General features: G+C 54.4%; 16 protein-coding genes, 4 tRNA genes, 3 rRNA genes and 1 pseudogene. 4 read left to right on the top strand and 20 right to left on the bottom strand.

Annotated elements, in window-relative coordinates; all coding sequences use genetic code 11:
* Positions 1 to 32 precede the first annotated feature (32 nt).
* From ACB496_RS04220 to dnaQ, 9 genes are all read right to left on the bottom strand, one after another.
* On the bottom strand, positions 33 to 1,634 hold the full coding sequence (locus ACB496_RS04220; RefSeq protein WP_100777516.1) for a gamma-glutamyltransferase family protein: 1,602 nt from the start codon (positions 1,632 to 1,634) through the stop codon (positions 33 to 35).
* A 9-nt stretch (positions 1,635 to 1,643) separates the two neighbouring features.
* Entirely contained in the window at positions 1,644 to 2,519 is an 876-nt protein-coding gene (locus ACB496_RS04215) for an ABC transporter permease (RefSeq protein WP_100777517.1), read from the bottom strand.
* 2 nt (positions 2,520 to 2,521) lie between these two features.
* Positions 2,522 to 3,463 carry an ABC transporter permease gene (locus ACB496_RS04210; protein ID WP_100777518.1) on the bottom strand — a complete coding sequence of 314 codons (942 nt, stop codon included), beginning with the start codon at positions 3,461 to 3,463 and terminating at the stop codon, positions 2,522 to 2,524.
* Between the two features lie 21 nt (positions 3,464 to 3,484).
* On the bottom strand, positions 3,485 to 4,999 hold the full coding sequence (locus ACB496_RS04205) for an ABC transporter substrate-binding protein (protein WP_371974527.1): 1,515 nt from the start codon (positions 4,997 to 4,999) through the stop codon (positions 3,485 to 3,487).
* A gap of 2 nt (positions 5,000 to 5,001) precedes the next feature.
* Positions 5,002 to 6,084: an ABC transporter ATP-binding protein gene (locus tag ACB496_RS04200; protein ID WP_319423982.1), complete on the bottom strand. Its 1,083-nt coding sequence runs from the start codon at positions 6,082 to 6,084 to the stop codon at positions 5,002 to 5,004.
* A complete protein-coding gene (locus ACB496_RS04195) occupies positions 6,081 to 7,094 on the bottom strand; it encodes an ABC transporter ATP-binding protein (protein ID WP_100777520.1) in 1,014 nt (337 codons plus the stop codon). Before ACB496_RS04195 ends, ACB496_RS04200 begins: the two co-directional genes overlap by 4 nt.
* The gene (locus ACB496_RS04190) at positions 7,091 to 7,810 is read right to left on the bottom strand and encodes a FadR/GntR family transcriptional regulator (RefSeq protein WP_100777521.1); all 720 of its coding nucleotides are present in this window, start codon (positions 7,808 to 7,810) and stop codon (positions 7,091 to 7,093) included. Before ACB496_RS04190 ends, ACB496_RS04195 begins: the two co-directional genes overlap by 4 nt.
* A gap of 381 nt (positions 7,811 to 8,191) precedes the next feature.
* A tRNA-Asp gene (locus tag ACB496_RS04185) sits at positions 8,192 to 8,268 on the bottom strand.
* Between the two features lie 130 nt (positions 8,269 to 8,398).
* Positions 8,399 to 9,127 (bottom strand): DNA polymerase III subunit epsilon, encoded by a 729-nt coding sequence (dnaQ, locus tag ACB496_RS04180; RefSeq protein WP_371974526.1) that lies wholly within the window; start codon positions 9,125 to 9,127, stop codon positions 8,399 to 8,401.
* On the opposite strand from dnaQ, the gene rnhA reads away from it, so the two are divergent.
* Positions 9,081 to 9,659: a ribonuclease HI gene (rnhA, locus tag ACB496_RS04175; protein ID WP_164971799.1), complete on the top strand. Its 579-nt coding sequence runs from the start codon at positions 9,081 to 9,083 to the stop codon at positions 9,657 to 9,659. The two genes, dnaQ and rnhA, sit on opposite strands and share 47 nt — an antisense overlap.
* On the opposite strand, the gene ACB496_RS04170 is transcribed toward rnhA, so the two are convergent.
* Complete coding sequence (locus ACB496_RS04170) at positions 9,660 to 10,376, bottom strand: class I SAM-dependent methyltransferase (RefSeq protein ID WP_100777525.1); 717 nt, start codon at positions 10,374 to 10,376, stop codon at positions 9,660 to 9,662.
* A 32-nt stretch (positions 10,377 to 10,408) separates the two neighbouring features.
* Between ACB496_RS04170 and gloB the strand changes: the two genes are divergently transcribed.
* Complete coding sequence (gene gloB, locus ACB496_RS04165; RefSeq protein ID WP_371974525.1) at positions 10,409 to 11,164, top strand: hydroxyacylglutathione hydrolase; 756 nt, start codon at positions 10,409 to 10,411, stop codon at positions 11,162 to 11,164.
* 71 nt (positions 11,165 to 11,235) lie between these two features.
* Positions 11,236 to 12,594 carry a murein transglycosylase D gene (gene mltD / locus ACB496_RS04160; protein WP_102104398.1) on the top strand — a complete coding sequence of 453 codons (1,359 nt, stop codon included), beginning with the start codon at positions 11,236 to 11,238 and terminating at the stop codon, positions 12,592 to 12,594.
* A gap of 55 nt (positions 12,595 to 12,649) precedes the next feature.
* Here the strand turns inward: mltD and ACB496_RS04155 are convergent, their stop codons facing one another.
* The 3 genes from ACB496_RS04155 to ACB496_RS04145 all read right to left on the bottom strand — a co-directional run bounded on the left by ACB496_RS04155 (position 12,650) and on the right by ACB496_RS04145 (position 15,612).
* Positions 12,650 to 13,420, bottom strand: coding sequence for a class I SAM-dependent methyltransferase (locus tag ACB496_RS04155; RefSeq protein WP_371974524.1), 771 nt, complete (start codon positions 13,418 to 13,420; stop codon positions 12,650 to 12,652).
* 77 nt (positions 13,421 to 13,497) lie between these two features.
* Complete coding sequence (locus ACB496_RS04150; RefSeq protein WP_100777529.1) at positions 13,498 to 14,298, bottom strand: endonuclease/exonuclease/phosphatase family protein; 801 nt, start codon at positions 14,296 to 14,298, stop codon at positions 13,498 to 13,500.
* 138 nt (positions 14,299 to 14,436) lie between these two features.
* Positions 14,437 to 15,612 carry an MFS transporter gene (locus ACB496_RS04145; RefSeq protein WP_371974523.1) on the bottom strand — a complete coding sequence of 392 codons (1,176 nt, stop codon included), beginning with the start codon at positions 15,610 to 15,612 and terminating at the stop codon, positions 14,437 to 14,439.
* 104 nt (positions 15,613 to 15,716) lie between these two features.
* On the opposite strand from ACB496_RS04145, the pseudogene yafC reads away from it, so the two are divergent.
* Positions 15,717 to 16,654: pseudogene (gene yafC, locus ACB496_RS04140) on the top strand (DNA-binding transcriptional regulator YafC).
* On the opposite strand, the gene dkgB reads toward yafC, so the two are convergent.
* From dkgB to ACB496_RS04105, 7 genes are all read right to left on the bottom strand, one after another.
* The gene (gene dkgB / locus ACB496_RS04135; protein ID WP_371974522.1) at positions 16,651 to 17,454 is read right to left on the bottom strand and encodes a 2,5-didehydrogluconate reductase DkgB; all 804 of its coding nucleotides are present in this window, start codon (positions 17,452 to 17,454) and stop codon (positions 16,651 to 16,653) included. The pseudogene yafC and the gene dkgB overlap by 4 nt on opposite strands.
* A 163-nt stretch (positions 17,455 to 17,617) precedes the next feature.
* Positions 17,618 to 17,694: transfer RNA gene (locus tag ACB496_RS04130), tRNA-Asp, on the bottom strand.
* A 55-nt stretch (positions 17,695 to 17,749) separates the two neighbouring features.
* Positions 17,750 to 17,865, bottom strand: a 5S ribosomal RNA gene (gene rrf, locus ACB496_RS04125).
* 95 nt (positions 17,866 to 17,960) lie between these two features.
* A 23S ribosomal RNA gene (locus ACB496_RS04120) occupies positions 17,961 to 20,867 on the bottom strand.
* 207 nt (positions 20,868 to 21,074) lie between these two features.
* Positions 21,075 to 21,150: transfer RNA gene (locus ACB496_RS04115), tRNA-Ala, on the bottom strand.
* A 110-nt stretch (positions 21,151 to 21,260) separates the two neighbouring features.
* Positions 21,261 to 21,337: transfer RNA gene (locus ACB496_RS04110), tRNA-Ile, on the bottom strand.
* A gap of 71 nt (positions 21,338 to 21,408) precedes the next feature.
* Positions 21,409 to 22,948: ribosomal RNA gene (locus tag ACB496_RS04105) — 16S ribosomal RNA — on the bottom strand.
* Together the 16S, 23S and 5S rRNA genes with 3 tRNA genes alongside form the textbook arrangement of a ribosomal RNA operon.
* Between the last annotated feature and the right edge of the window lie 297 nt (positions 22,949 to 23,245).

The raw sequence follows: 23,245 nt of genomic DNA, 5'->3' as shown, positions 1-23,245 counted from the left end.
TCACCCGGTTTACACATGCTGATGGCGGCTTGTTAACTCACTAACGCCTGCCCGTCTTTGCGGCTTTCGGTTGCGGCGACGTAGTGCCCTTCCGGCATGCGGTAAATCACCTGCGCGCCGCCAAAGTTATAATCCTGCAGCGGATCTTCCACCGTAATTTGATGCCCGCGTTCGCGCAGCGCCGCAATGGTATTACGATCGAAGCTCGATTCAACGATCACTTCCCGGCCCTTCACCACGCGCCAGCGCGGCGCATCGATCGCCGCCTGGGGGTTTTGCCCGTGCAGCATAATACGCAGCGCCATCTGCATGTGCCCCTGCGCCTGCATTGGCCCGCCCATCACGCCAAACGACATCAGCGGTTTACCCTGCCCGTCCATTGCGAAACCTGGAATAATGGTATGGAACGGACGCTTACTGCCCGCCAGGGCATTAGGGTGTTTAGGATCTAGCACAAAGCCGCAGCCACGATTTTGCAGGCTAATGCCCGTGTCCGGCACCACGACGCCTGAGCCAAAGCCCATAAAGTTGGACTGGATAAAGGAAATCATCATCCCGCTGGAATCGGCGGCAGAGAGGTAAACCGTACCGCTTTGGGTCGGCGCACCGTAGGTGAAATCAGAGGCGTTATCCTGATCGATCAGCGCCGCGCGCGATTTCAGATAGTGGTCGCTTAACAGCTCTTTCGCGGCAAACTCCATGTGCTCTTCGTCGGCCACGTAGCGATCGAGATCCGCCAGCGCCAGCTTCATCGCCTCGATCGACAGATGCAGAGATTGCACAGAGTCCGGATGATGTTTTTCGATCCCGCACTGCTCAAGAATCCCCAGCGCAATAAGCGTGGCGATCCCCTGCCCGTTTGGCGGCAGTTCCTGCACCGATCCACCGGCGAAATCGCGCGACAGCAGCTCCACCCAGTCGACGCGATGATTCGCCAGATCGTCTGCCGTCAGATGCGCGCCGTGTTCTTTGGCGAAGGCAGCGATTTTCTGCGCCAGCTCACCGCGATAGAAGGCTTCGCCGTTGGTTTTGGCGATCAGCTCCAGAGAGTTGGCCTGCGCCGGGTTACGGAATATCTCACCGATGCGCGGCGCGCGGCCCTCTGGCGCAAAGCAGGCGCTAAAGCCCGGCTGATCTTTCAGTTTGTTAAAGCCGCGCTGCCACAGGTGACCAATCAGCGGCGACACCGGGAAACCATTACGCGCGTACTCAATGGCCGGTTGTGCCAGGGTCGTCAGCGGCAGCGTGCCAAAACGCTCGGCCAGTGCTACCCAGCCGGAGACGGCGCCCGGTACCGTCACCGCGTCCCAGCCAAGCTCTGGCACGTCGGTTTTGCCCGCGTACAGATCCGCATGCCAGCTGGCAGGCGAACGGCCTGACGCGTTCAGACCGTGCAGCTTTTCGCCGTCCCAGACGATGGCAAAGGCGTCGCTGCCGATGCCGCAGCCCGTCGGTTCAACCACCGTCAGGGCCATGGCCGTGGCAATGGCGGCATCAACGGCGTTACCGCCAAGCTGTAACATCCGCATCCCGGCCTGCGCCGCCAGCGGCTGCGAAGTGGCGACCGCGTTGTGCCCCATCATTGGCGGGCGTCGTGAATCGTAACCGGTCGTAAAATCAAGCGCTTTGGTCATCATGACTCCTTAGTCGTGGCGCGGATCGAGCGCATCGCGCAGCCCGTCACCGAGTAAATTAAAGCCCTGTACCGCAAGGAAAATGGCGATACCAGGGAAAACAGACATCCATGGCGCCTGTTCCAGAAAACCTTTTGCCGTGTTGAGCATCGAGCCCCAGGACGGATTCGGCGGCTGCTGACCAAGGCCAAGAAACGACAGGCTGGCCTCGGCGATAATGGCGGAGGCAATCGCCAGCGTGGCCTGCACCAGAATTGGTGACATCACATTGGGCAGCACATATTTCACGATGATCCAGCGATCCGGCAGGCCAATCGCCTTCGCGCCGTCGATGTACTCTTCATTACGAATGGCGATCACCTGGCCGCGCGTCAGACGGGCAAAGATCGGCATAGCCGACAGCCCGATGGCGATCATCGCGTTCGTCAGGCTTGGGCCTAAAAACGCCCCCAGGGCGATCGCCATGATCAGGAACGGGCATGCCAGCAGCGCTTCGATAAAGCGTGAGATCACGCCGTCCCAGATCCCCTGGAAGTAACCGGCCACCAGCCCGAGCGGTACCCCGATCACCACGGCAATGACCACCGACATACAGCCCGCCATCAGGGACGTTCGCGCGCCCCAGACGATGCGCGAGAGAATGTCGCGGCCCAGCTCGTCGGTGCCAAACCAATACAGCTCTGACGGCGGCTTACGCACCGCCAGGAAGTTAGCTTTGACAGGATCAAACGGGGCAAGCCAGGGGGCAATCAGGGCGATGAGCACAAAGATGCCGACAATCACCGCGCCAATCACCGCGCTTTTATTGGCGAGAAATTTCTTCAGCACCCGATTCTGCGCGCGCGGCAACGCAGGTACTACGGTTTGAGTTGTCAGTTCAGCCACGATTAACCTCGCATTTTCGGGTTGATGAGGACGTAGAGCACGTCAGCCAGCAGGTTCAGCATCAGGAAGCCAATCGCCACGATCAGCACCACGCCCTGCACCACCGCGTAATCACGGTTAAACACCGAATCGACGATCATTTTGCCAAAGCCCGGAATCGTGAAGACCTGCTCGGTCAGCACCGCGCCGCCCAGCAGTTCACCAAACAGCAGCGTGGTGAGCGTGATCACCGGCACCAGCGCGTTGCGAAACGCGTGCTTGAGGATCACCGCTTTCGGCAGCAGCCCCTTTGCCCGCGCGGTACGGATATAATCGGCTTTCAGCACGGCGATCATTGAGGCGCGCGTGTGGCGCATCAGCGTCGCCGCCAGGCCGGTGCCGAGCACCGACGCAGGCAGCAGCAGCGTGCGCAGGTTTTGCAGCGGATCTTCGCTGAACGGCACATAGCCGGAGGCGGGCAGCCACTGCAAATTGACCGAGAAGACCAGAATTAACAGGATCCCCAGCCAAAAGTGCGGTATCGAGATCCCCGAGATCGCCACAAAGTTGGCACCGTGATCGACCCAGCTGTTTTTGTTAACCGCCGCGAGGATCCCCATGCTGATGCCGAACACCAGCGCAATGATCATCGCCAGCAGCGACAGCTCCATCGTGACCGGCAGTTTGCTGGCAATCAGCGACGTCACGGGCTCGTGAGTGCGTAAAGAGACCCCAAGATCGCCCTGCAGCGCACGCGTCAGCCAGTCAAAATATTGCACCGGCAGCGGCGCATCGAGATTCAGTTCTGCGCGCAGCTGAGCAATCACCGCCGGATCGCGCTCTTCGCCCGCCATCGCAATCAGCGGATCGCCGGGCAGCAGTTTTTGCAGCCCGAAGACCATCATGCTCACCAGCAGTAAGGTCGGGATCGCCAGCAGCAGGCGTTTGCAAATCAGTTCCAGCATGGTTTCTCCTCACGCCCTCAGTTACTTAGCAAGCGACAAGCCCGCCAGACGCACGATGCCGTCCGGGTACGGTTTGAAGCCCTGCACGCTCTTGTTCAGGCCAAAAATGCGCGGCTCAAAGTAGAGATAAGCAATCGGCATGTCCGTTTGCAGCTGTTTTACGACCTTGTCGTACAGCGGCTGGCGGGCGGCGGGATCGGTGCTCAGACGCGCCTGGGTCAGCCACTCGTCGACCTGCGCATTGCTGTAACGGCCGTCGTTGAGGTTGCCTTTGCTGTTGATGAAACCAAAGATGCTGCCGTCTGGATCCGGACGACCGGACCAGCCGGAGAAGCTCAGCTGATAGTCACCGCTCTGCTGACGATCGAGCAGCGTGGCGAATTCCGTCATTTGCAGATTCAGGTTAAAGCCCGCTTCCGCCGTCATCGCCTGCAGAACCTGACCCACCTGCTGTGACGTTGGGTTGTTCGGCACCAGCAGATTGACGTTCAGCGGCCCGTTGATGCCCGCCGCTTTTAGCAGGGATTTCGCTTTTTCCACATCGCGGGCCGGAACCGGCACCTTGACGTGGTAAGGGCTGACCGGCGAAAACGCCTGGTTTGCCGGGGTATACAACCCTTCAAACACCACCTGGTTCAGCGCATCGCGGTCGATGGCCAGTGAGAAGGCTTCACGGACGCGCGCATCTTTGAACGGATCGTTGGCCGGAACTTTGCCGTTATTGATGTTGAAAGTGATCCCCTGATAACCGAGACCAGTCACTTTCGCCAACGCCAGTTTGCTGTCGGCTTCGACGGTTTTCACGTCGCTGGCGGCGATTCCTTCTGTCAGATCGAGGTCACCCGCGCGCAGGTTTGCCAGGCGCACCGAGGCATCCGGGATCGGCAGATAGATGATTTTGTCGAAGTGATAGGCGTCTTTGTTCCAGTAGTTGTCGAAACGGCTCAGAACGATGCGGTCCTGAGAGACACGGCTGTCAAATTTGTATGGGCCAGAGCAGACAGGATGGGCGGCGAAATCCGGCTTTTTGGCCGCTTCTGGCGCCATCATCGCCCCTGCGCGGTCGGTCAACTGCATCAGCAGTGCGGCATCCGGCGTTTTCAGGTGAATGGCAATTTGGGTCGGGCTTTTCACTTCCACCGATTCGACAGAAGAGATTTCACTTTTACGCAGCGAGCCTTTTAAGGTCAGGGCGCGTTCGAGGTTATATTTCGCCGCTTCAGCGTCAAATTTTTCGCCGTCGTGGAAGGTCACCCCCTCACGCAGATTCATGGTCAGGGTTTTGCTGTCGTCGCTCCAGGACCAGTCTTTTGCCAGGCCCGGCACGACCTTCAGATTTTCATCCACGTCCACCAGCCGGTCGCACAGAGAGGCAAAAACGAAGCGGCCATAGTAGGTGCGCGCCAGATGAGGATCGAGCATATCCGGGTCTGCGCCCAGACCAATTCGCAGAACGCTTTCCGAGTGCGCAGGGAGTGCTGCGCCCAACAACATAACACTTCCCAGTACGGTCAAAAGAGAATTACGCATTGTCATTATCATGAGTTCCTTGCTGGAAGAGACGAGAGTGATGCCGCATGTTCAAACAGCGCGCGGCGGCGCAAAAAGGCAGCGGATGGCGGTGCTATCTGGATAACACTGCGATCGCGATTAATTTCCTGCCAGCGATGGCAAGCGACCTGGCGCCCGCCCTCCAGAACCTGTGCGATCGGTTCGACCTGGCGGCATTCATCCGTGACATACGGGCAACGGGTGTGGAACCGACACCCGGAAGGGGGATTCGCCGGATTCGGTAAGTCGCCCTGCAACAGCGGCGCGTCACGTTCCATGCCCGGCTGCATCTGGGGCGCAGAGGCAATCAGCGCCTGCGTGTACGGGTGCAGCGGCGCGTCAAAGATTTCATCGACGGTAGCCAGCTCAACAATCTGGCCGAGATACATCACCGCCACGCGGTCGCTCATATGGCGAATGACCGCAAGGCCGTGAGCGACAATCACCATTGTCAGCCCCAGCTGATGTTTCAGGCTTTCGAGCAGGTTCACTACCTGCGCCTGCACGGAGACATCCAGCGCGGAAACCGGCTCATCGCCCAGCAGCAGTTTTGGCCCGGAGGCTAACGCACGCGCAATGCCGATACGCTGACGCTGTCCGCCGGAAAACTCGTGCGGATAGCGTCCGGCCCAGGCGGCAGGCAGCCCGACGGTTTTCAGCAGTTCCGCGACGCGATACTGGCGGTCGGCTTTTTTCATATTCTGGTGCAGCCACAGGGGTTCACCGACGATCTGCTCTACCGTCATGCGCGGATTGAGCGAGGCGAACGGGTCCTGAAAGATGATTTGCAGTTCACGACGAAGCTGGTTCAGGCGCGAACCCGACGCGTGGGTAATCTCTTCGCCCTGATAGAACACGCGCCCTTCGCTGGCCGCCAGCAGGCGAAGCAGCAGTCGACCGAGGGTGGATTTCCCGGAGCCAGACTCGCCGACAATGGCCAGCGTTTCGCCCGGCATCACGGCGAGTGAAACCCGGTCGACAGCGGTGACAAAACGGGCCGGCGCGAAGAGTTTTTTCGGGCCGGGGAAGAGTTTGCTCAGATCGCGAGCTTCGAGGATCGGGGTGGTCATGCGATTTCTCCCAGCGCAATGTGTTGCTCAAGGGGCACACGGAAACAGGCCACCTGATGGCCCGCTCCAAGGGTGTGAAGCTGCGGTTTTTCATCGTGGCAGCGCGTCTGGGCGAACGGACAACGGGTGGCGAAACGGCAGCCCTTCGGCATCGATTCGGGCAACGGCACGCTGCCCGGAATGGTCGAAAGCTGGCCTTTACGCGCACCGAGAGACGGAATCGACCCCATCAGACCGATGGTGTAGGGGTGCTGCGGATCGGCAAAAATACTCTCGACGCTGCCCTGCTCCACGACCTGTCCGGCATACATCACCGCCACCTGCTGCGCGACTTCCGCCACCACACCCAGATCGTGGGTGATCATCAGCACGGCGGTGCCGGTTTCGGCTTTTAAGGTATTCAGCAACGTCAGGATTTGCGCCTGGATTGTCACGTCCAGCGCGGTGGTCGGTTCGTCGGCAATCAGCAGGCGCGGGTGGTTAATGAGCGCCATCGCAATCATCACACGCTGGCGCATCCCGCCGGAAAGCTGATGGGGATAAGATTTAAGACGCATCTCCGGCGCCGGGATCTGCACCTTTTCCAGAATTTGCAGCGCCACGTTCATGGCATCGGATTTCGACATTTTCTGGTGGCGGATCACCGCTTCGCTAAGCTGATCGCCGAGAGTAAAAGCCGGGTTGAGGGAGGTCATCGGCTCCTGAAAGATCATCGCCAGTTCACTGCCGCGCAGATCGGCATATTCACGCGGGGAGAGCTTGCGCAGGTCGTGGCGACGGAACTGCATTTCACCGCTGACAATTTGCGCACTGGCAGGCAGCAGCCCCATCAGCGCCAGCGACGTGATACTTTTTCCGCAACCGGACTCCCCCACCAGCGCCAGCGTTTCACCGGATTTCACGGTCAGGGAGATGCCGTCGAGCACGCTGACCGGCGATCCAGCGAATTTCACATTGAGATTGTGCAGGCGAAGGACCGGCGCTGCCTCCTTAAAAGGGATCGTCGTCATAACAGGGAATCATCCTCAAGGTTGATGGCCTGAATCAGGGCAGTTTGCAGGGTGAGCAGGTGTTCGCGCATCGCCGCGGCTGCTTCATTGGGCTGGCGGTGGATAATCGCCGTCATGATTTTGTGGTGGTGATCGTTGTAGCTGTCGACGCGCTCTGGGGTACGCGCCAGCTCACGCAGGTGCTGCCAGCTAGGTTCGCGCCGGACTGCATCAATAGCATCGAACAACCCCAGCATCAGGCGATTACCCGCAGCCTCAGCAATGGCGCGGTGAAAGGCGCTGTCCCACAGTTCGTTAAGATCGCGGTCATCCGGGCTGACCTTGTCGATGCGTTCCAGCATGCGCTGCATCAGCGCGAGGTTTTCCCTGGTGGCACGCAGTGCCGCAAGACGGGCTAAGCCGGGTTCGAGCTGCAGGCGGGCTTCCATCACTTCCAGCAGATTGGTTTGCTGCACCAGCCCCTGAAGCGCAAGAGGTTCAACCGGTGCGGCAGGGCCAATGAAAGTGCCTTTGCCCTGCTTGCGCCAGATGCGTCCCTCTTCTTCCAGCACGTCCAGCGCACGACGAACTTCGCGTCGCCCCACGCCGAGTGTTTCCGACAGCTCACGTTCAGTGGGCAGCGGAATGCCTGGTGTTGACTCGTGCTGGTTGATCAGACCGCGCAACTGCTCAAGTGCGGTGCTGGAATTTGCCAGAAACCGTGACGATTTTTCCATATTGGTTCGCCTGCTCTCATCATTGCTTTATTTTTATTAACAATAAGTTATTGATATAGATAACGTCTTATTGCACATAGAGTTAAGCAATTAATGAACCAATAAATCATTGGTTCAGGAACTTTCTGGAAAACCGTAAGTAAGCTAATGATTATTTGAGACTTATTTTTACAGGATTGTTACAAGAGGAAACGTCTGGAGCGAAGGGAAGAGACGGAATTGCACACTAAAAGTGCAACCATCGCACCAAAATCGAACAATTGTTAATAAATTGCACTGCTAATATTAACTTTTTGTTAACTAAAATCAGAGGGGAGATAAGAGAGATAAGGCGCTGAAATGACGAAAGCCTGAATCATTTCTGATTCAGGCTTTCTAATGTGGCGGAACGGACGGGACTCGAACCCGCGACCCCCTGCGTGACAGGCAGGTATTCTAACCGACTGAACTACCGCTCCGCATTGTTCCCTTGGGAACGAGGCGAATATTACGGTTTGGTTCTGATCCCGTCAACGCTTTTTCTCAACTTTTGAATCAGTTGCTGCAAAATTCGCCCACACGGTGCTTTTTACAGCATAACGGCATCTTTTATGCGCGCCAGAGGCAGCTGCCGCCCTTCTTTTGCACGATATCGAGACGCGATTCATGGGCGGCGATCTCTTCGTCACTGGCTGTAATCACCCGCAGACGGCTCGCCTGACGCACCACGCGCTGAATTCCGGTGTCACCCGCCTGACGGGAGTCGTTTTCGGTGCTAAACGCCATCGAAGTCTGGCCACCCGTCATGGTCAGATAGACATCCGCCAGAATCTGGGCATCGAGCAGTGCGCCGTGAAGCGTACGCTTGGTGTTATCTATTTCGTAGCGCGAGCAGAGGGCATCGAGGCTGTTACGCTTGCCCGGAAACATCTTCCTCGCCAGCGCCAGGCTGTCGGTGACTTTGCAGAAGGTATTGGTTTTCGGGATATTGCGGTTGAGCTTACTGAACTCATAGTCCATAAAGCCGATATCGAACGAAGCATTATGGATGACGAGTTCAGCCCCGCGGATGTAGTCCATAAACTCATCGGCAACATCGGCGAAGGTCGGTTTATCCAATAGAAACTCATCGGCAATTCCGTGAACGCCGAACGCTTCCGGGTCCACCAGACGGTCGGGCTTGAGGTACACGTGGAAGTTATTGCCGGTGAGACGACGGTTCACCACTTCGACGGCACCGATCTCAATGATCTTATGGCCTTCGTAATGTGCGCCAATCTGGTTCATACCGGTGGTTTCGGTATCGAGGACGATCTGTCGTGTAATTGCAGTGCTCATATCGGTCATTTATGTCAGACTCGTCGTTTTACTGATCGTTTCAAATACAGGAAGTCTACCAGAGATGATTAAGCAGGTAGAAATTTTCACCGATGGATCTTGCCTCGGGAATCCAGGACCGGGCGGCTACGGCGCCATTTTGCGTTACCGTGAGCATGAGAAGACCTTTAATGAAGGTTTTCGTCTGACCACCAATAACCGCATGGAGTTGATGGCCGCGATCGTCGCGCTGGAAGCATTAAAAGAAGATTGCGATGTGGTTATCAGTACCGACAGCCAGTATGTGCGCCAGGGGATTACCCAGTGGATCCATAACTGGAAAAAGCGTGGCTGGAAAACGGCCGATAAGAAACCGGTCAAGAATGTCGATCTCTGGAAGCGTCTGGACGCGGCACTGAGCCATCACACCATTAAGTGGGAATGGGTCAAAGGGCATGCGGGGCATCCGGAAAACGAACGTTGCGACGTTCTGGCGCGCGAAGCGGCGATGAATCCGATCCACGATGACGTGGGCTATCAGCCGGAATCCTGATCAGGGTTTTCGGTACTGTCGCGTCGCCCCGACCGTCTGTCGGATTTGTGCTTTTGATTTGCTCTGCTTCATCGGGTTCAGCGTAAGTGGAACCGTTCGCTTACGCGCGACGATGAGCTGCATGCAGCCAAGTGCTGGCAGATGGGTTGTCAGCATTTTACCGCCCTTCCCCGCCCAGGGTAAAACCTGGAAGCCGCTGTAGTACATCACTTCAAAATTCAGTAATGACAGCCAGTCGAGCTGACGTGTAAAGGTAAACATGCGGCTGTTATAGGGCGGCGTGCGGCGCAAAACGGGCACCAGCTTGCGCAATCCCATCAGGCTCATCGGATTGAAACCGCTGAGGACCAGCCAGCCGTCATCGATTAGCACGCGGTCGGCTTCGCGCAGTAAACGGTGCGGGTCGCTGCACCAGGGGAGCGTGTGGGCCATCAGGCAGGCGTCGACGGATTTCTCGGCGAATGGCAAATGAAGCGGATCGGCTTTAACCTGAAGGGGGTGACCGTTAAGGGATACATTCACCTGATGGGAGATGGCGCAGCTTTCGGAGTTGATTTCCGCGCTCAAATTGCCAATCTTAAGCAGATGAAAACCATACATTTTTGCAAACCAGGGATTGAGCTGACGCTCAAGCGCCTCGCGATAGTATTCACCCCACCGCAACTGGGACCAGTGCTCTGGTGCTGAGACAATCTGAGGTATCCTTGCCGGCTTCATCAACACACCCGTTACGTAATGAGAGGTAATTTATGAATCTTATCAGCATTCCCGCGTTTCAGGACAACTACATCTGGGTTTTAGTCGGCGATGATAAGCGTTGCATTATTGTCGATCCAGGCGATGCGGCACCGGTATTGCAGGCTATCGAGGAAAATGGCTGGCAGCCAGAGGCCATTTTGCTGACTCACCATCATCACGATCATGTCGGCGGTGTCCCTGCTTTGCGGGCGAAATATCCCCATTTAGTGGTTTATGGTCCACAGGAGACACAAGATAAGGGCACGACTCGGGTAGTCGAAGATGGCGAAAAAATCCTCATACTGGGATACGATTTTTCTGTATTTGCTACACCCGGTCACACTTCCGGACACATTTCTTTCTTCAGTTTCCCTTATCTTTTCTGCGGTGACACGATGTTCTCCGGCGGGTGCGGAAGATTGTTCGAAGGGACACCAACCCAGATGTACCAATCCTTCCAGAGGATAAACGTTCTCCCGGATGATACCCTCGTTTGCTGCGCCCACGAATATACATTAGCAAATATGAAGTTTGCATTGAGCATCCTGCCTGACGATCCTGCGATTCAGGATTATTACCACAAAGTGAATGAGTTACGGGTAAAAAAACAAAATACACTGCCCGTAATTCTGAAAAATGAGCGCAAAATAAATTTATTTTTGAGAACCAATGATATTGATTTAATTAACAAAATTAACCAAGAAACAAATTTGCAACAACCTGAAGAGCGTTTTGCATGGTTACGGTCAAAGAAAGATGACTTCTGACAATTGCGGGTTGCCTTTTGAAAGTTTCGCCGTTATTATCGCTCGTCTTTTAAGCAACTATTGACACACACATGAAGGCAAAAGCGATATTACTCGCCTCTGTCCTGCTTGCTGGGTGCCAGAACACTGGCAACATACAGCAGCACGCACAGAGCCTTTCTGCAGCTGGTCAAGGGGAAGCAGGGAAGTTTACAAGTCAGGCGCGTTGGATGGACGATGGGACATCATTCGCGCAGGAACAGGACTTGTGGGCCTCTATTAGCGACGAGCTGAAGATGGGGATTCCGGAAAACAACCGGATTCGCGATCAGAAACAGAAGTATTTAAGTAATAAGAGCTATCTCCACGATGTAACTTTACGGGCAGAGCCGTATATGTACTGGATAGCAGGGCAAGTTAAGAAACGTAACATGCCTATGGAACTGGTACTACTACCCATAGTGGAGAGCGCTTTTGACCCGCACGCGACGTCTGGCGCCAATGCCGCAGGCATTTGGCAGATCATTCCGAGCACAGGGCGCAATTATGGTTTGAAACAGACTCGCGGCTACGATGCGCGTCGGGATGTGGTCGCTTCAACGACTGCCGCTCTCGACATGATGCAGCGTCTGAATAAGATGTTTGACGGTGACTGGTTGTTAACAGTCGCAGCGTATAACAGCGGTGAAGGTCGGGTAATGAAGGCAATGAAAGCGAACAAGGCGCGTGGTAAACCCACCGATTTTTGGTCTCTCTCATTGCCACAGGAAACCAAGCTTTACGTACCGAAGATGCTGGCTTTGAGCGATATTCTCAAGAACAGTAAACGTTATGGTGTAAATCTGCCAACGTCTGACGAAAGTCGCGCGCTGGCCAGAGTGAGCCTCAGCAGCCCGGTTGATATGAAACAGGTTGCTGATATGACGGGAATGTCGGTGACAAAGCTGAAGACCTTTAACGCAGGCGTGAAAGGCTCAACGCTGGGTGCCAATGGGCCTCAGTACGTACTGGTGCCGCAGAAGCATGCAGCACAGTTACGTGAGTCTCTCGCATCAGGTGAAATTGCTGCCGTTCAGTCAACGCTGATTGCAGATGTTTCATCCGTCAGCAGCCGTAGCTATAAGGTTCGCTCCGGCGATACCATTTCAGGCATTGCATCACGTCTTGGCGTGAGCACGAAGGATCTGCAGCAGTGGAACAATCTGCGCGGTTCAAACCTGAAAGTTGGCCAGAACCTGACGGTTGGCGCTGGCAGCAGCGCACAGCGTCTCGCCCGCAACAGCGATAGCATTACTTATCGCGTACGCAAAGGCGATTCACTGTCCAGTATCGCGAAAACGCACGGCGTGAACATCAAAGATGTGATGCGCTGGAATGACGATACGGCCAATCTGCAGCCAGGCGATCAGCTGACACTGTTTGTTAAAAACAGCACGACGCCAGACTCCTGACAGCCAAGCCCATAGAAAAAGGCACCGATTCCCCCGGTGCCTTTTTTGTTTTTTCTTATCCGGCTTTTTGCGCTTCCGCCAGGATCGTATCGCTGGTAAACGATCCCTCTTCCTGCAATTCAAAGTACGCTTTCACTTCCGCCGAGGCACTCTCCTGGTACAAACGAATCGCCTGGCTTAACGTGTCGGGTGTGCGCATACGCGCAATCCATGAGGAGAACTCCAGCGGCAGGCGGTCCGTCACCAGAGAGCGGGAAACTAAACCGGCTTCGGTAATCATCGCGAACCATTCACCACTCGAATAGTTGCGCACGTGCGAGGTATCACGCAGGGCTTCAACGGTCTGCAGCCAGATATCACGAACCGGGTTTCCGGGTGACATGATATCCATAATGATAAAAATCCCGCCCGGCTTCAGCACGCGTTTGATTTCGCGCAGTGCCTGGCCGACATCGTGCCAGTGATGGGCGGAGTAGCGGCTGATCACCACGTCATAGGTTTCGTCGTCAAAAGGAAGTGATTCAGCGTAGCCCTGGCGGGTCGAAATTTTATTCAGCCCTTTGTCTTTCGCAGCGTGGGCGACAACCTCGAGCATCTGGCCAGACAGATCGTAAGCGGTAACGTGCGCGACATGCTGTGCAGCGACAAAGCTGGCATGTCCTGCTCCACAGCCTAAATCAAGAACCTGCGCCTGCGGAAATGCAGCCAGGCGCTCGCCGAGACGCACCAGGTCGCGGCCAGAGGCGTGTACCGCACTGGTCAGATAGGCGCTTGCCTGGGAACCGAACTGTTTTTCTACGTTGTCATGATGGGATTGTGTTGTCATCGTACTGTCCTTTGGTTGTGATAAAAATAAAGGGCAGTACCTGCACAGGCCTGCCCGACGGCAGACCTGACGCACCATTACTTCTCAGGTTTGCCGGGACTGAATTCAACAAGTAGTGGATTGTGATCGGAGGCGCGCGTCACCAGTACAGAGGCTTCGTGCACATTCAGACCACGATAGAAGACAAAATCAAGCGGACGACCAAACGCTTTGCGCCGCTGATCGTCGGTGAAACGCACTTCGCGCAAGGACATTTCGCGCGCAAAGCGATACAACGCATTCATGCGCGGACGACTCCAGGCATTGAAATCCCCCGCCATAATAATCGGCCCACTGTGATGCGCGATCTGATCGCCAATGGGAAGTAACTGCTTACTATACACATCGACACCCAGGCTAAAATTCACGGCGTGAATGTTTACCACCATCAGCAGGCGGGTATCGGGCAGAGGATAGACGGTGACTAATGCCGATTTTGCCAGACGCAGAATAGGCTCGCGCTCACGCAGTGGACAGCAGTAAACCGGGTGCGCAGCAGAGAGCGTCATAACGCCCGAGGGGTGTTGGGGCAAGACAAAAGCGGGAACCTGATCTGCGGCAAGGTAGTTGGTAGTTGCAAACCGAACCAGTTCAGGAGTGGTTTGCGCCTCCTGCAACAGCACCAGATGCGCATCCTTACCGAAATTCTTCAGAACGGATAACCACTCTGCACGCTGCTGCTTGAAGATATTCCACACCAGCACGCGAATTTTGTCATCGCTGCTTAAGGGGGCGCCAGCGGGCAATGCCTGGCCAAGACTCGCAAACGACCCCGGAGGCAAAATTCTCTCCGCAGGTTGTCCGGCAATATAGCGCATGGCATAGGTATTTTTTCGCACTTTTCGAAACGACCTCTATAGCTTTGAACCAGCCCGGAAAACGGACTGGTTCTACTGTTATAGGGATTTTAGGTCACACTTTCAACGCAATTACTCATAAACCTCTGTCTGGTTTTGTAAGCAAGCGCTTACTGATACTTATCCCAGTGCTACACGAGCCGTTTTATCGAGACGGCCACTCAGGCCAATCAGCAGGAAAGCAGCGAGGACGATCACGGCACCAATCCACGGCGTTTGCGCTAAACCAAAGTGCTCAACCGTTTGCCCGCCGATGATGGAACCCAGCGCGATCCCTACGTTAAATGCGGCGATGTTAAGGCCAGAGGCGACATCTACGGCGTTAGGTGTATACAGTTCGGCCTTCTGCACTACGTAGACCTGCAGGCCGGGCACATTGCCGAAGGCGAAGATCCCCATCACCAGAATCGTGCCCAGCGCCGCGTACTGTATGGCGGCGGTAAACTGGAATACCATCAGCAGTACAACCAGAGCCGCGAAGATGAATTTCAGCGCCGGTACAGCACCGTGTTTATCGGCAAGTTTGCCGCCCCAGATATTACCGATTGCGACAGAAACCCCATATCCCAGCAAGATCCAGCTCACTGCACTCGGCGAGAAGCCGGCCAAATCCTGCATCATCGGAGCCAGGAAGGTGAACGCCGTAAAGACACCGCCGTAGCCCAGAGCCGTGATGGCATAGATAATCAGCAATCGAGGGTGCGTCAGCACTTTCACCTGATCGCGGAGACTGGCACTCGCACGACCGGGAATATTTGACGGTACAAGGATCAGGCTTGCAATCAGTGCAATGACCCCCAGCAGTGAGACGGCCAGGAAAGTTTCACGCCAGCCAAAATGCTGTCCGATAAAGGTGCCCAGTGGTACGCCTGTCACCAGTGCAACCGTTAAACCGCCGAACATAATGGCGATGGCAGATGCCGCTTTCTCTTTGGGTACCAGGCTGGTCGCGATGGTTGAGCCAATCGAGAAGAACACGCCATGCGCGAGGCCAGTCAGCAGGCGGGCAATCACCAGCGTGGTGTAGTCCGGTGCCTGCCAGGCGAGGATGTTCCCGGCGGTAAAGAGCACCATCAGCGCCATTAACAGCTGTTTACGTGGGAAACGTCCGGTTAACGCAGTCAGAACAGGTGCGCCAATCGCAACGCCCAGCGCGTAAATGGAGACCAGCAAACCGGCAGAAGGTAGAGAGATAGAAAGTTGATCGGCAATCGTAGGAACCAAACCTACGATGACAAATTCGGTCGTGCCAATTGCGAAGGCACTGATCGTCAGGGCAAGAAGCGCCAGTGGCATAAAATACTCCGTATCATCAGGATTAAGATGACACGAAGTATGCGCCAGTGTTTAAATAACAAAAATGGTCAAAATATCAATAGAATTTTGCGGGTGGTGCAATAATGAAAGCAACCTCAGAAGAGCTGGCAATCTTCGTGGCTGTCGTGGAAAGCGGGAGTTTTAGCCGGGCTGCAGAGCAGCTGGGACAGGCAAATTCGGCGATTAGCCGTTCCGTCAAAAAGCTGGAAATGAAGCTTGGGGTGAGTTTGCTGAACCGGACGACGCGGCAGCTGAGCCTGACCGAAGAAGGTGAGCGTTATTTTCGCCGGGTGCAGTCGATTTTGCAGGAGATGGCCGCAGCAGAAACAGAGATCATGGAAACACGGAGTACACCGCGCGGGCTTTTGCGCATCGATGCGGCCACTCCCGTCGTGCTGCATTTTCTGATGCCATTAGTGAAACCCTTTCGCGAACGTTACCCAGAGATGACCTTGTCGCTTGTATCCTCTGAGACGTTCATCAACCTGATTGAGCGCAAAGTGGATGTGGCCATTCGCGCCGGAACGCTGACGGACTCGAGTCTGCGCGCCCGTCCGCTGTTTACCAGCTATCGCAAAATCATCGCCTCACCCGACTATATTGCGCAATATGGTAAACCTGAGACGGTAGAGGAGTTAAAAAACCATCTCTGTCTGGGATTCACAGAGCCGTTATCGCTGAATACCTGGCCGATTGCCTGCAGCGACGGTCAACTTCATGAGATTACCAGCGGGCTGTCTTCTAATAGTGGGGAGACATTGAAACAGCTCTGCCTTAGCGGGAATGGGATTGCCTGTCTGTCTGACTATATGATTAATAAAGAAATAGCCCGAGGTGAGCTGGTCGAGTTGATGGAGGACAAACGTCTGCCGGTGGAGATGCCCTTCAGTGCAGTTTATTACAGCGACCGCGCAGTCAGTACCCGTATCCGGGCATTTATCGACTTTCTGAGTGAGCATATAAAACAGCTCCCGAAGGAGCTGTGAGAGGGTTTGAGGCTACAGAGGGTGAGTTAAATTAATCCCAGTTTGGGGCCAGACCTTCCGGGCTGACCAGGCGGTCGTTGCAATCAAGCGCAGCGATCGCTTTTTGATCTTCAGCATCTAGGTTGAGATCCCGCGCCAGAAGGTTGCTCGCCAGGTTCTCACGTTTCGTTGAAGAAGGGATCACGGCATAACCTTCCCCCATCGCCCACGCCAGGATAACCTGCGCCGCCGTTGCATTGTGCTTATCAGCAATACGCGCAATGACTTCATCTTTCAACGCTTTACCATACGCCAGCGTCATGTACGACGTGATGTGAATACCTTTCTCATTCGCCCAGTTCACCACTTTACGGTTTTGCAGGTACGGGGACAGCTCAATCTGATTGGTGGCAATATTTTCTGCGCCAACGGCCGCAATCGCCTTTTCCATCAATGGAATAGTGAAATTCGAGATCCCGATGTTGCGAGTCAAACCTAACTTTTTAGCTTCCAGAAGTGCCAGCATAGTTTCTTCAACAGAAACAGCATCACCTGGTGAAGGCCAGTGGATGAGCGTCAGATCGACATAATCGGTGCGCAGCTTTTCCAGGCTCTCTTTCAGGCTTGGGATCAGCTTGTCTTTGCTGAGGTTTTCCGTCCAGATCTTCGTCGTAATAAATAATTCTTCACGTGGTACGCCGCTTTCTTCAATGGCCTGGCCTACAGCCGCTTCATTGCCATAAATTTGTGCCGTATCGACGGTACGATAACCTAATTCGAGAGCGGTTTTAACAGATGCGATGACGACGTCGTCTTTCAGGCGGAAGGTGCCAAGACCGAATGCAGGGATAGTCATGTAAATCCTCTTTAATCATTATGTTCGTTAACTGAGGATGATTATCGCGTGGTATAGGTATGTTGAAAAAGAGTGAAATATGCAGAGGATTTTTGCGTTTATAGCAATAATTAAATTTCAGACAAGAAAAAGCCCTGAGCGTTAACTCAGGGCTTTTAATAAGTGGCGGAACGGACGGGACTCGAACCCGCGACCCCCTGCGTGACAGGCAGGTATTCTAACCGACTGAACTACCGCTCCACCGAAGACTTCTGTAACTACCGGATTCATGCACCGGTTTACTACTTAATTTGATGCCTGGCAGTTCCCTACTCTCACATGGGGAGACCCCACACTACCATCGGCGCTACGGCGTTTCACTTCTGAGTTCGGCATGGGGTCAGGTGGGACCACCGCGCTAAAGCCGCCAGGCAAATTCTGTATCAACACGCATCTCTGCGCATTAATTAATCTGTATCAGCTGAAAATCGACTGTCTCTGCTTCGCCAAAACATCTTCGGCGTTGTAAGGTTAAGCCTCACGGTTCATTAGTACTGGTTAGCTCAATACATCGCTGCACTTACACACCCAGCCTATCAACGTCGTAGTCTTCAACGTTCCTTCAGGACTCTCAAGGAGTCAGGGAGAACTCATCTCGGGGCAAGTTTCGTGCTTAGATGCTTTCAGCACTTATCTTTTCCGCATTTAGCTACCGGGCAATGCCATTGGCATGACAACCCGAACACCAGTGATGCGTCCACTCCGGTCCTCTCGTACTAGGAGCAGCCCCCCTCAATTCTCCAGCGCCCACGGCAGATAGGGACCGAACTGTCTCACGACGTTCTAAACCCAGCTCGCGTACCACTTTAAACGGCGAACAGCCGTACCCTTGGGACCTACTTCAGCCCCAGGATGTGATGAGCCGACATCGAGGTGCCAAACACCGCCGTCGATATGAACTCTTGGGCGGTATCAGCCTGTTATCCCCGGAGTACCTTTTATCCGTTGAGCGATGGCCCTTCCATTCAGAACCACCGGATCACTATGACCTGCTTTCGCACCTGCTCGAGCCGTCACTCTCGCAGTCAAGCTAGCTTATGCCATTGCACTAACCTCCTGATGTCCGACCAGGATTAGCTAACCTTCGTGCTCCTCCGTTACTCTTTAGGAGGAGACCGCCCCAGTCAAACTACCCACCAGACACTGTCCGCAACCCGGATTACGGGTCTACGTTAGAACACCAGCCATTAAAGGGTGGTATTTCAAGGTTGGCTCCACGCAGACTGGCGTCCACGCTTCAAAGCCTCCCACCTATCCTACACATCAAGGACCAGTGTTCAGTGTCAAGCTATAGTAAAGGTTCACGGGGTCTTTCCGTCTTGCCGCGGGTACACTGCATCTTCACAGCGAGTTCAATTTCACTGAGTCTCGGGTGGAGACAGCCTGGCCATCATTACGCCATTCGTGCAGGTCGGAACTTACCCGACAAGGAATTTCGCTACCTTAGGACCGTTATAGTTACGGCCGCCGTTTACCGGGGCTTCGATCAAGAGCTTCGCGTTGCCGCTAACCCCATCAATTAACCTTCCGGCACCGGGCAGGCGTCACACCGTATACGTCCACTTTCGTGTTTGCACAGTGCTGTGTTTTTAATAAACAGTTGCAGCCAGCTGGTATCTTCGACTGGTTTCAGCTCCGTCCGCAGGGACTTCACCTACACACCAGCGTGCCTTCTCCCGAAGTTACGGCACCATTTTGCCTAGTTCCTTCACCCGAGTTCTCTCAAGCGCCTTGGTATTCTCTACCTGACCACCTGTGTCGGTTTGGGGTACGATTTGATGTTACCTGATGCTTAGAGGCTTTTCCTGGAAGCAGGGCATTTGTTACTTCAGCACCGTAGTGCCTCGTCATCACACCTCAGCGTTAAAAAGGTACCGGATTTACCTGGAACCTCCGCCTACATGCTTAAACCGGGACAACCGTCGCCCGGCTAACATAGCCTTCTCCGTCCCCCCTTCGCAGTAACACCAAGTACAGGAATATTAACCTGTTTCCCATCGACTACGCCTTTCGGCCTCGCCTTAGGGGTCGACTCACCCTGCCCCGATTAACGTTGGACAGGAACCCTTGGTCTTCCGGCGAGCGGGCTTTTCACCCGCTTTATCGTTACTTATGTCAGCATTCGCACTTCTGATACCTCCAGCATGCCTCACAGCACACCTTCAACGGCTTACAGAACGCTCCCCTACCCAACAACACCTAAGTGTCGCTGCCGCAGCTTCGGTGCATGGTTTAGCCCCGTTACATCTTCCGCGCAGGCCGACTCGACCAGTGAGCTATTACGCTTTCTTTAAATGATGGCTGCTTCTAAGCCAACATCCTGGCTGTCTGTGCCTTCCCACATCGTTTCCCACTTAACCATGACTTTGGGACCTTAGCTGGCGGTCTGGGTTGTTTCCCTCTTCACGACGGACGTTAGCACCCGCCGTGTGTCTCCCGTGATAACATTCTTCGGTATTCGTAGTTTGCATCGGGTTGGTAAGCCGGGATGGCCCCCTAGCCGAAACAGTGCTCTACCCCCGAAGATGAGTTCACGAGGCGCTACCTAAATAGCTTTCGGGGAGAACCAGCTATCTCCCGGTTTGATTGGCCTTTCACCCCCAGCCACAAGTCATCCGCTAATTTTTCAACATTAGTCGGTTCGGTCCTCCAGTTAGTGTTACCCAACCTTCAACCTGCCCATGGCTAGATCACCGGGTTTCGGGTCTATACCCTGCAACTTAACGCCCAGTTAAGACTCGGTTTCCCTTCGGCTCCCCTATACGGTTAACCTTGCTACAGAATATAAGTCGCTGACCCATTATACAAAAGGTACGCAGTCACCCCATAAAAGAGGCTCCCACTGCTTGTACGTACACGGTTTCAGGTTCTTTTTCACTCCCCTCGCCGGGGTTCTTTTCGCCTTTCCCTCACGGTACTGGTTCACTATCGGTCAGTCAGGAGTATTTAGCCTTGGAGGATGGTCCCCCCATATTCAGACAGGATACCACGTGTCCCGCCCTACTCTTCGAGTTCACAACGTGTGCATTTTTGTGTACGGGACTTTCACCCTGTATCGTGCGACTTTCCAGACGCTTCCACTAACACACGCGCTGATTCAGACTCTGGGCTCCTCCCCGTTCGCTCGCCGCTACTGGGGGAATCTCGGTTGATTTCTTTTCCTCGGGGTACTTAGATGTTTCAGTTCCCCCGGTTCGCCTCATGCCACTATGTATTCATGACATGATAGTGTGTCGGAACACACTGGGTTTCCCCATTCGGGTATCGCCGGGTCAAAGGTTCATATCACCTCGCCGACGCTTATCGCAGATTAGCACGCCCTTCATCGCCTCTGACTGCCAGGGCATCCACCGTGTACGCTTAGTCGCTTAACCTCACAACCCGAAGATGTTTCGTAAAACACCCTCGTGTCGCGAAAATTTGAGAGACTCGAACACACCGTCACTCTGTTCTTATTACGGAGAACAGACGCAGTGTGTCGTTTCAATTTTCAGCTTGATCCAGATTTTTAAAGAGCAAAACTTCGCAGTGAACCTTTTCAGGTACACTCTGAAGTTTTCTTGTTGTTCGCAGTAAAAGGATGGTGGAGCTATGCGGGATCGAACCGCAGACCTCCTGCGTGCAAGGCAGGCGCTCTCCCAGCTGAGCTATAACCCCATCACAAATGCTAAATCTCATTACCGGTAATTTATACTGAGACAAGGCGTGGAAGGACGAAGCATACTGAAGTATGCGAGCCGTTTCACAACGCAGTATCAGGATAAATTTGGTAGGCCTGAGTGGACTTGAACCACCGACCTCACCCTTATCAGGGGTGCGCTCTAACCACCTGAGCTACAAGCCTGCAGAGATTTTTTACTGCTTATTTTTCATCAGACAATCTGTGTGGACACTACAAAGGCAGGTTCTTTCAGGTAAGGAGGTGATCCAACCGCAGGTTCCCCTACGGTTACCTTGTTACGACTTCACCCCAGTCATGAATCACAAAGTGGTAAGCGCCCTCCCGAAGGTTAAGCTACCTACTTCTTTTGCAACCCACTCCCATGGTGTGACGGGCGGTGTGTACAAGGCCCGGGAACGTATTCACCGTAGCATTCTGATCTACGATTACTAGCGATTCCGACTTCATGGAGTCGAGTTGCAGACTCCAATCCGGACTACGACGTACTTTATGAGGTCCGCTTGCTCTCGCGAGGTCGCTTCTCTTTGTATACGCCATTGTAGCACGTGTGTAGCCCTACTCGTAAGGGCCATGATGACTTGACGTCATCCCCACCTTCCTCCAGTTTATCACTGGCAGTCTCCTTTGAGTTCCCGGCCGAACCGCTGGCAACAAAGGATAAGGGTTGCGCTCGTTGCGGGACTTAACCCAACATTTCACAACACGAGCTGACGACAGCCATGCAGCACCTGTCTCACGGTTCCCGAAGGCACTAAAGCATCTCTGCTAAATTCCGTGGATGTCAAGAGTAGGTAAGGTTCTTCGCGTTGCATCGAATTAAACCACATGCTCCACCGCTTGTGCGGGCCCCCGTCAATTCATTTGAGTTTTAACCTTGCGGCCGTACTCCCCAGGCGGTCGACTTAACGCGTTAGCTCCGGAAGCCACTCCTCAAGGGAACAACCTCCAAGTCGACATCGTTTACGGCGTGGACTACCAGGGTATCTAATCCTGTTTGCTCCCCACGCTTTCGCACCTGAGCGTCAGTCTTTGTCCAGGGGGCCGCCTTCGCCACCGGTATTCCTCCAGATCTCTACGCATTTCACCGCTACACCTGGAATTCTACCCCCCTCTACAAGACTCTAGCCTGCCAGTTTCGAATGCAGTTCCCAGGTTGAGCCCGGGGATTTCACATCCGACTTGACAGACCGCCTGCGTGCGCTTTACGCCCAGTAATTCCGATTAACGCTTGCACCCTCCGTATTACCGCGGCTGCTGGCACGGAGTTAGCCGGTGCTTCTTCTGCGAGTAACGTCAATCACTGTGGTTATTAACCACAATGCCTTCCTCCTCGCTGAAAGTACTTTACAACCCGAAGGCCTTCTTCATACACGCGGCATGGCTGCATCAGGCTTGCGCCCATTGTGCAATATTCCCCACTGCTGCCTCCCGTAGGAGTCTGGACCGTGTCTCAGTTCCAGTGTGGCTGGTCATCCTCTCAGACCAGCTAGGGATCGTCGCCTAGGTGAGCCGTTACCCCACCTACTAGCTAATCCCATCTGGGCACATCTGATGGCAAGAGGCCCGAAGGTCCCCCTCTTTGGTCTTGCGACGTTATGCGGTATTAGCTACCGTTTCCAGTAGTTATCCCCCTCCATCAGGCAGTTTCCCAGACATTACTCACCCGTCCGCCGCTCGTCACCCGAGAGCAAGCTCTCTGTGCTACCGCTCGACTTGCATGTGTTAGGCCTGCCGCCAGCGTTCAATCTGAGCCATGATCAAACTCTTCAATTTAAGTTTGATGCTCGTGAATTAAACTTCGTAATGAATTACGTATGTTCACTCAGAGACTTTGGTATTCATTTAGCGTCTTGCGACGTTTAGAATCCATGTCACTTTGAGTGCCCACACAGATTGTCTGATAAATTGTTAAAGAGCAGTGCAACGCGGCTTTCGCTCACCGTTGCGAGGTGGCGTATATTACGCTTTCCTCTTTCAGAGTCAACCCTGAATTTCAGGATTTTTTCTCTTCAACCGAACCGGCTGTTTGTGTGAAGTGATTCACATCTGCCGTGTCGATGGAGGCGCATT

The sequence above is a fragment of the Lelliottia nimipressuralis genome, from assembly GCF_041464075.1.
Classification (GTDB): Bacteria; Pseudomonadota; Gammaproteobacteria; order Enterobacterales; family Enterobacteriaceae; genus Enterobacter; species Enterobacter nimipressuralis.
This window is presented reverse-complemented; position numbering and strand designations above follow the sequence as displayed.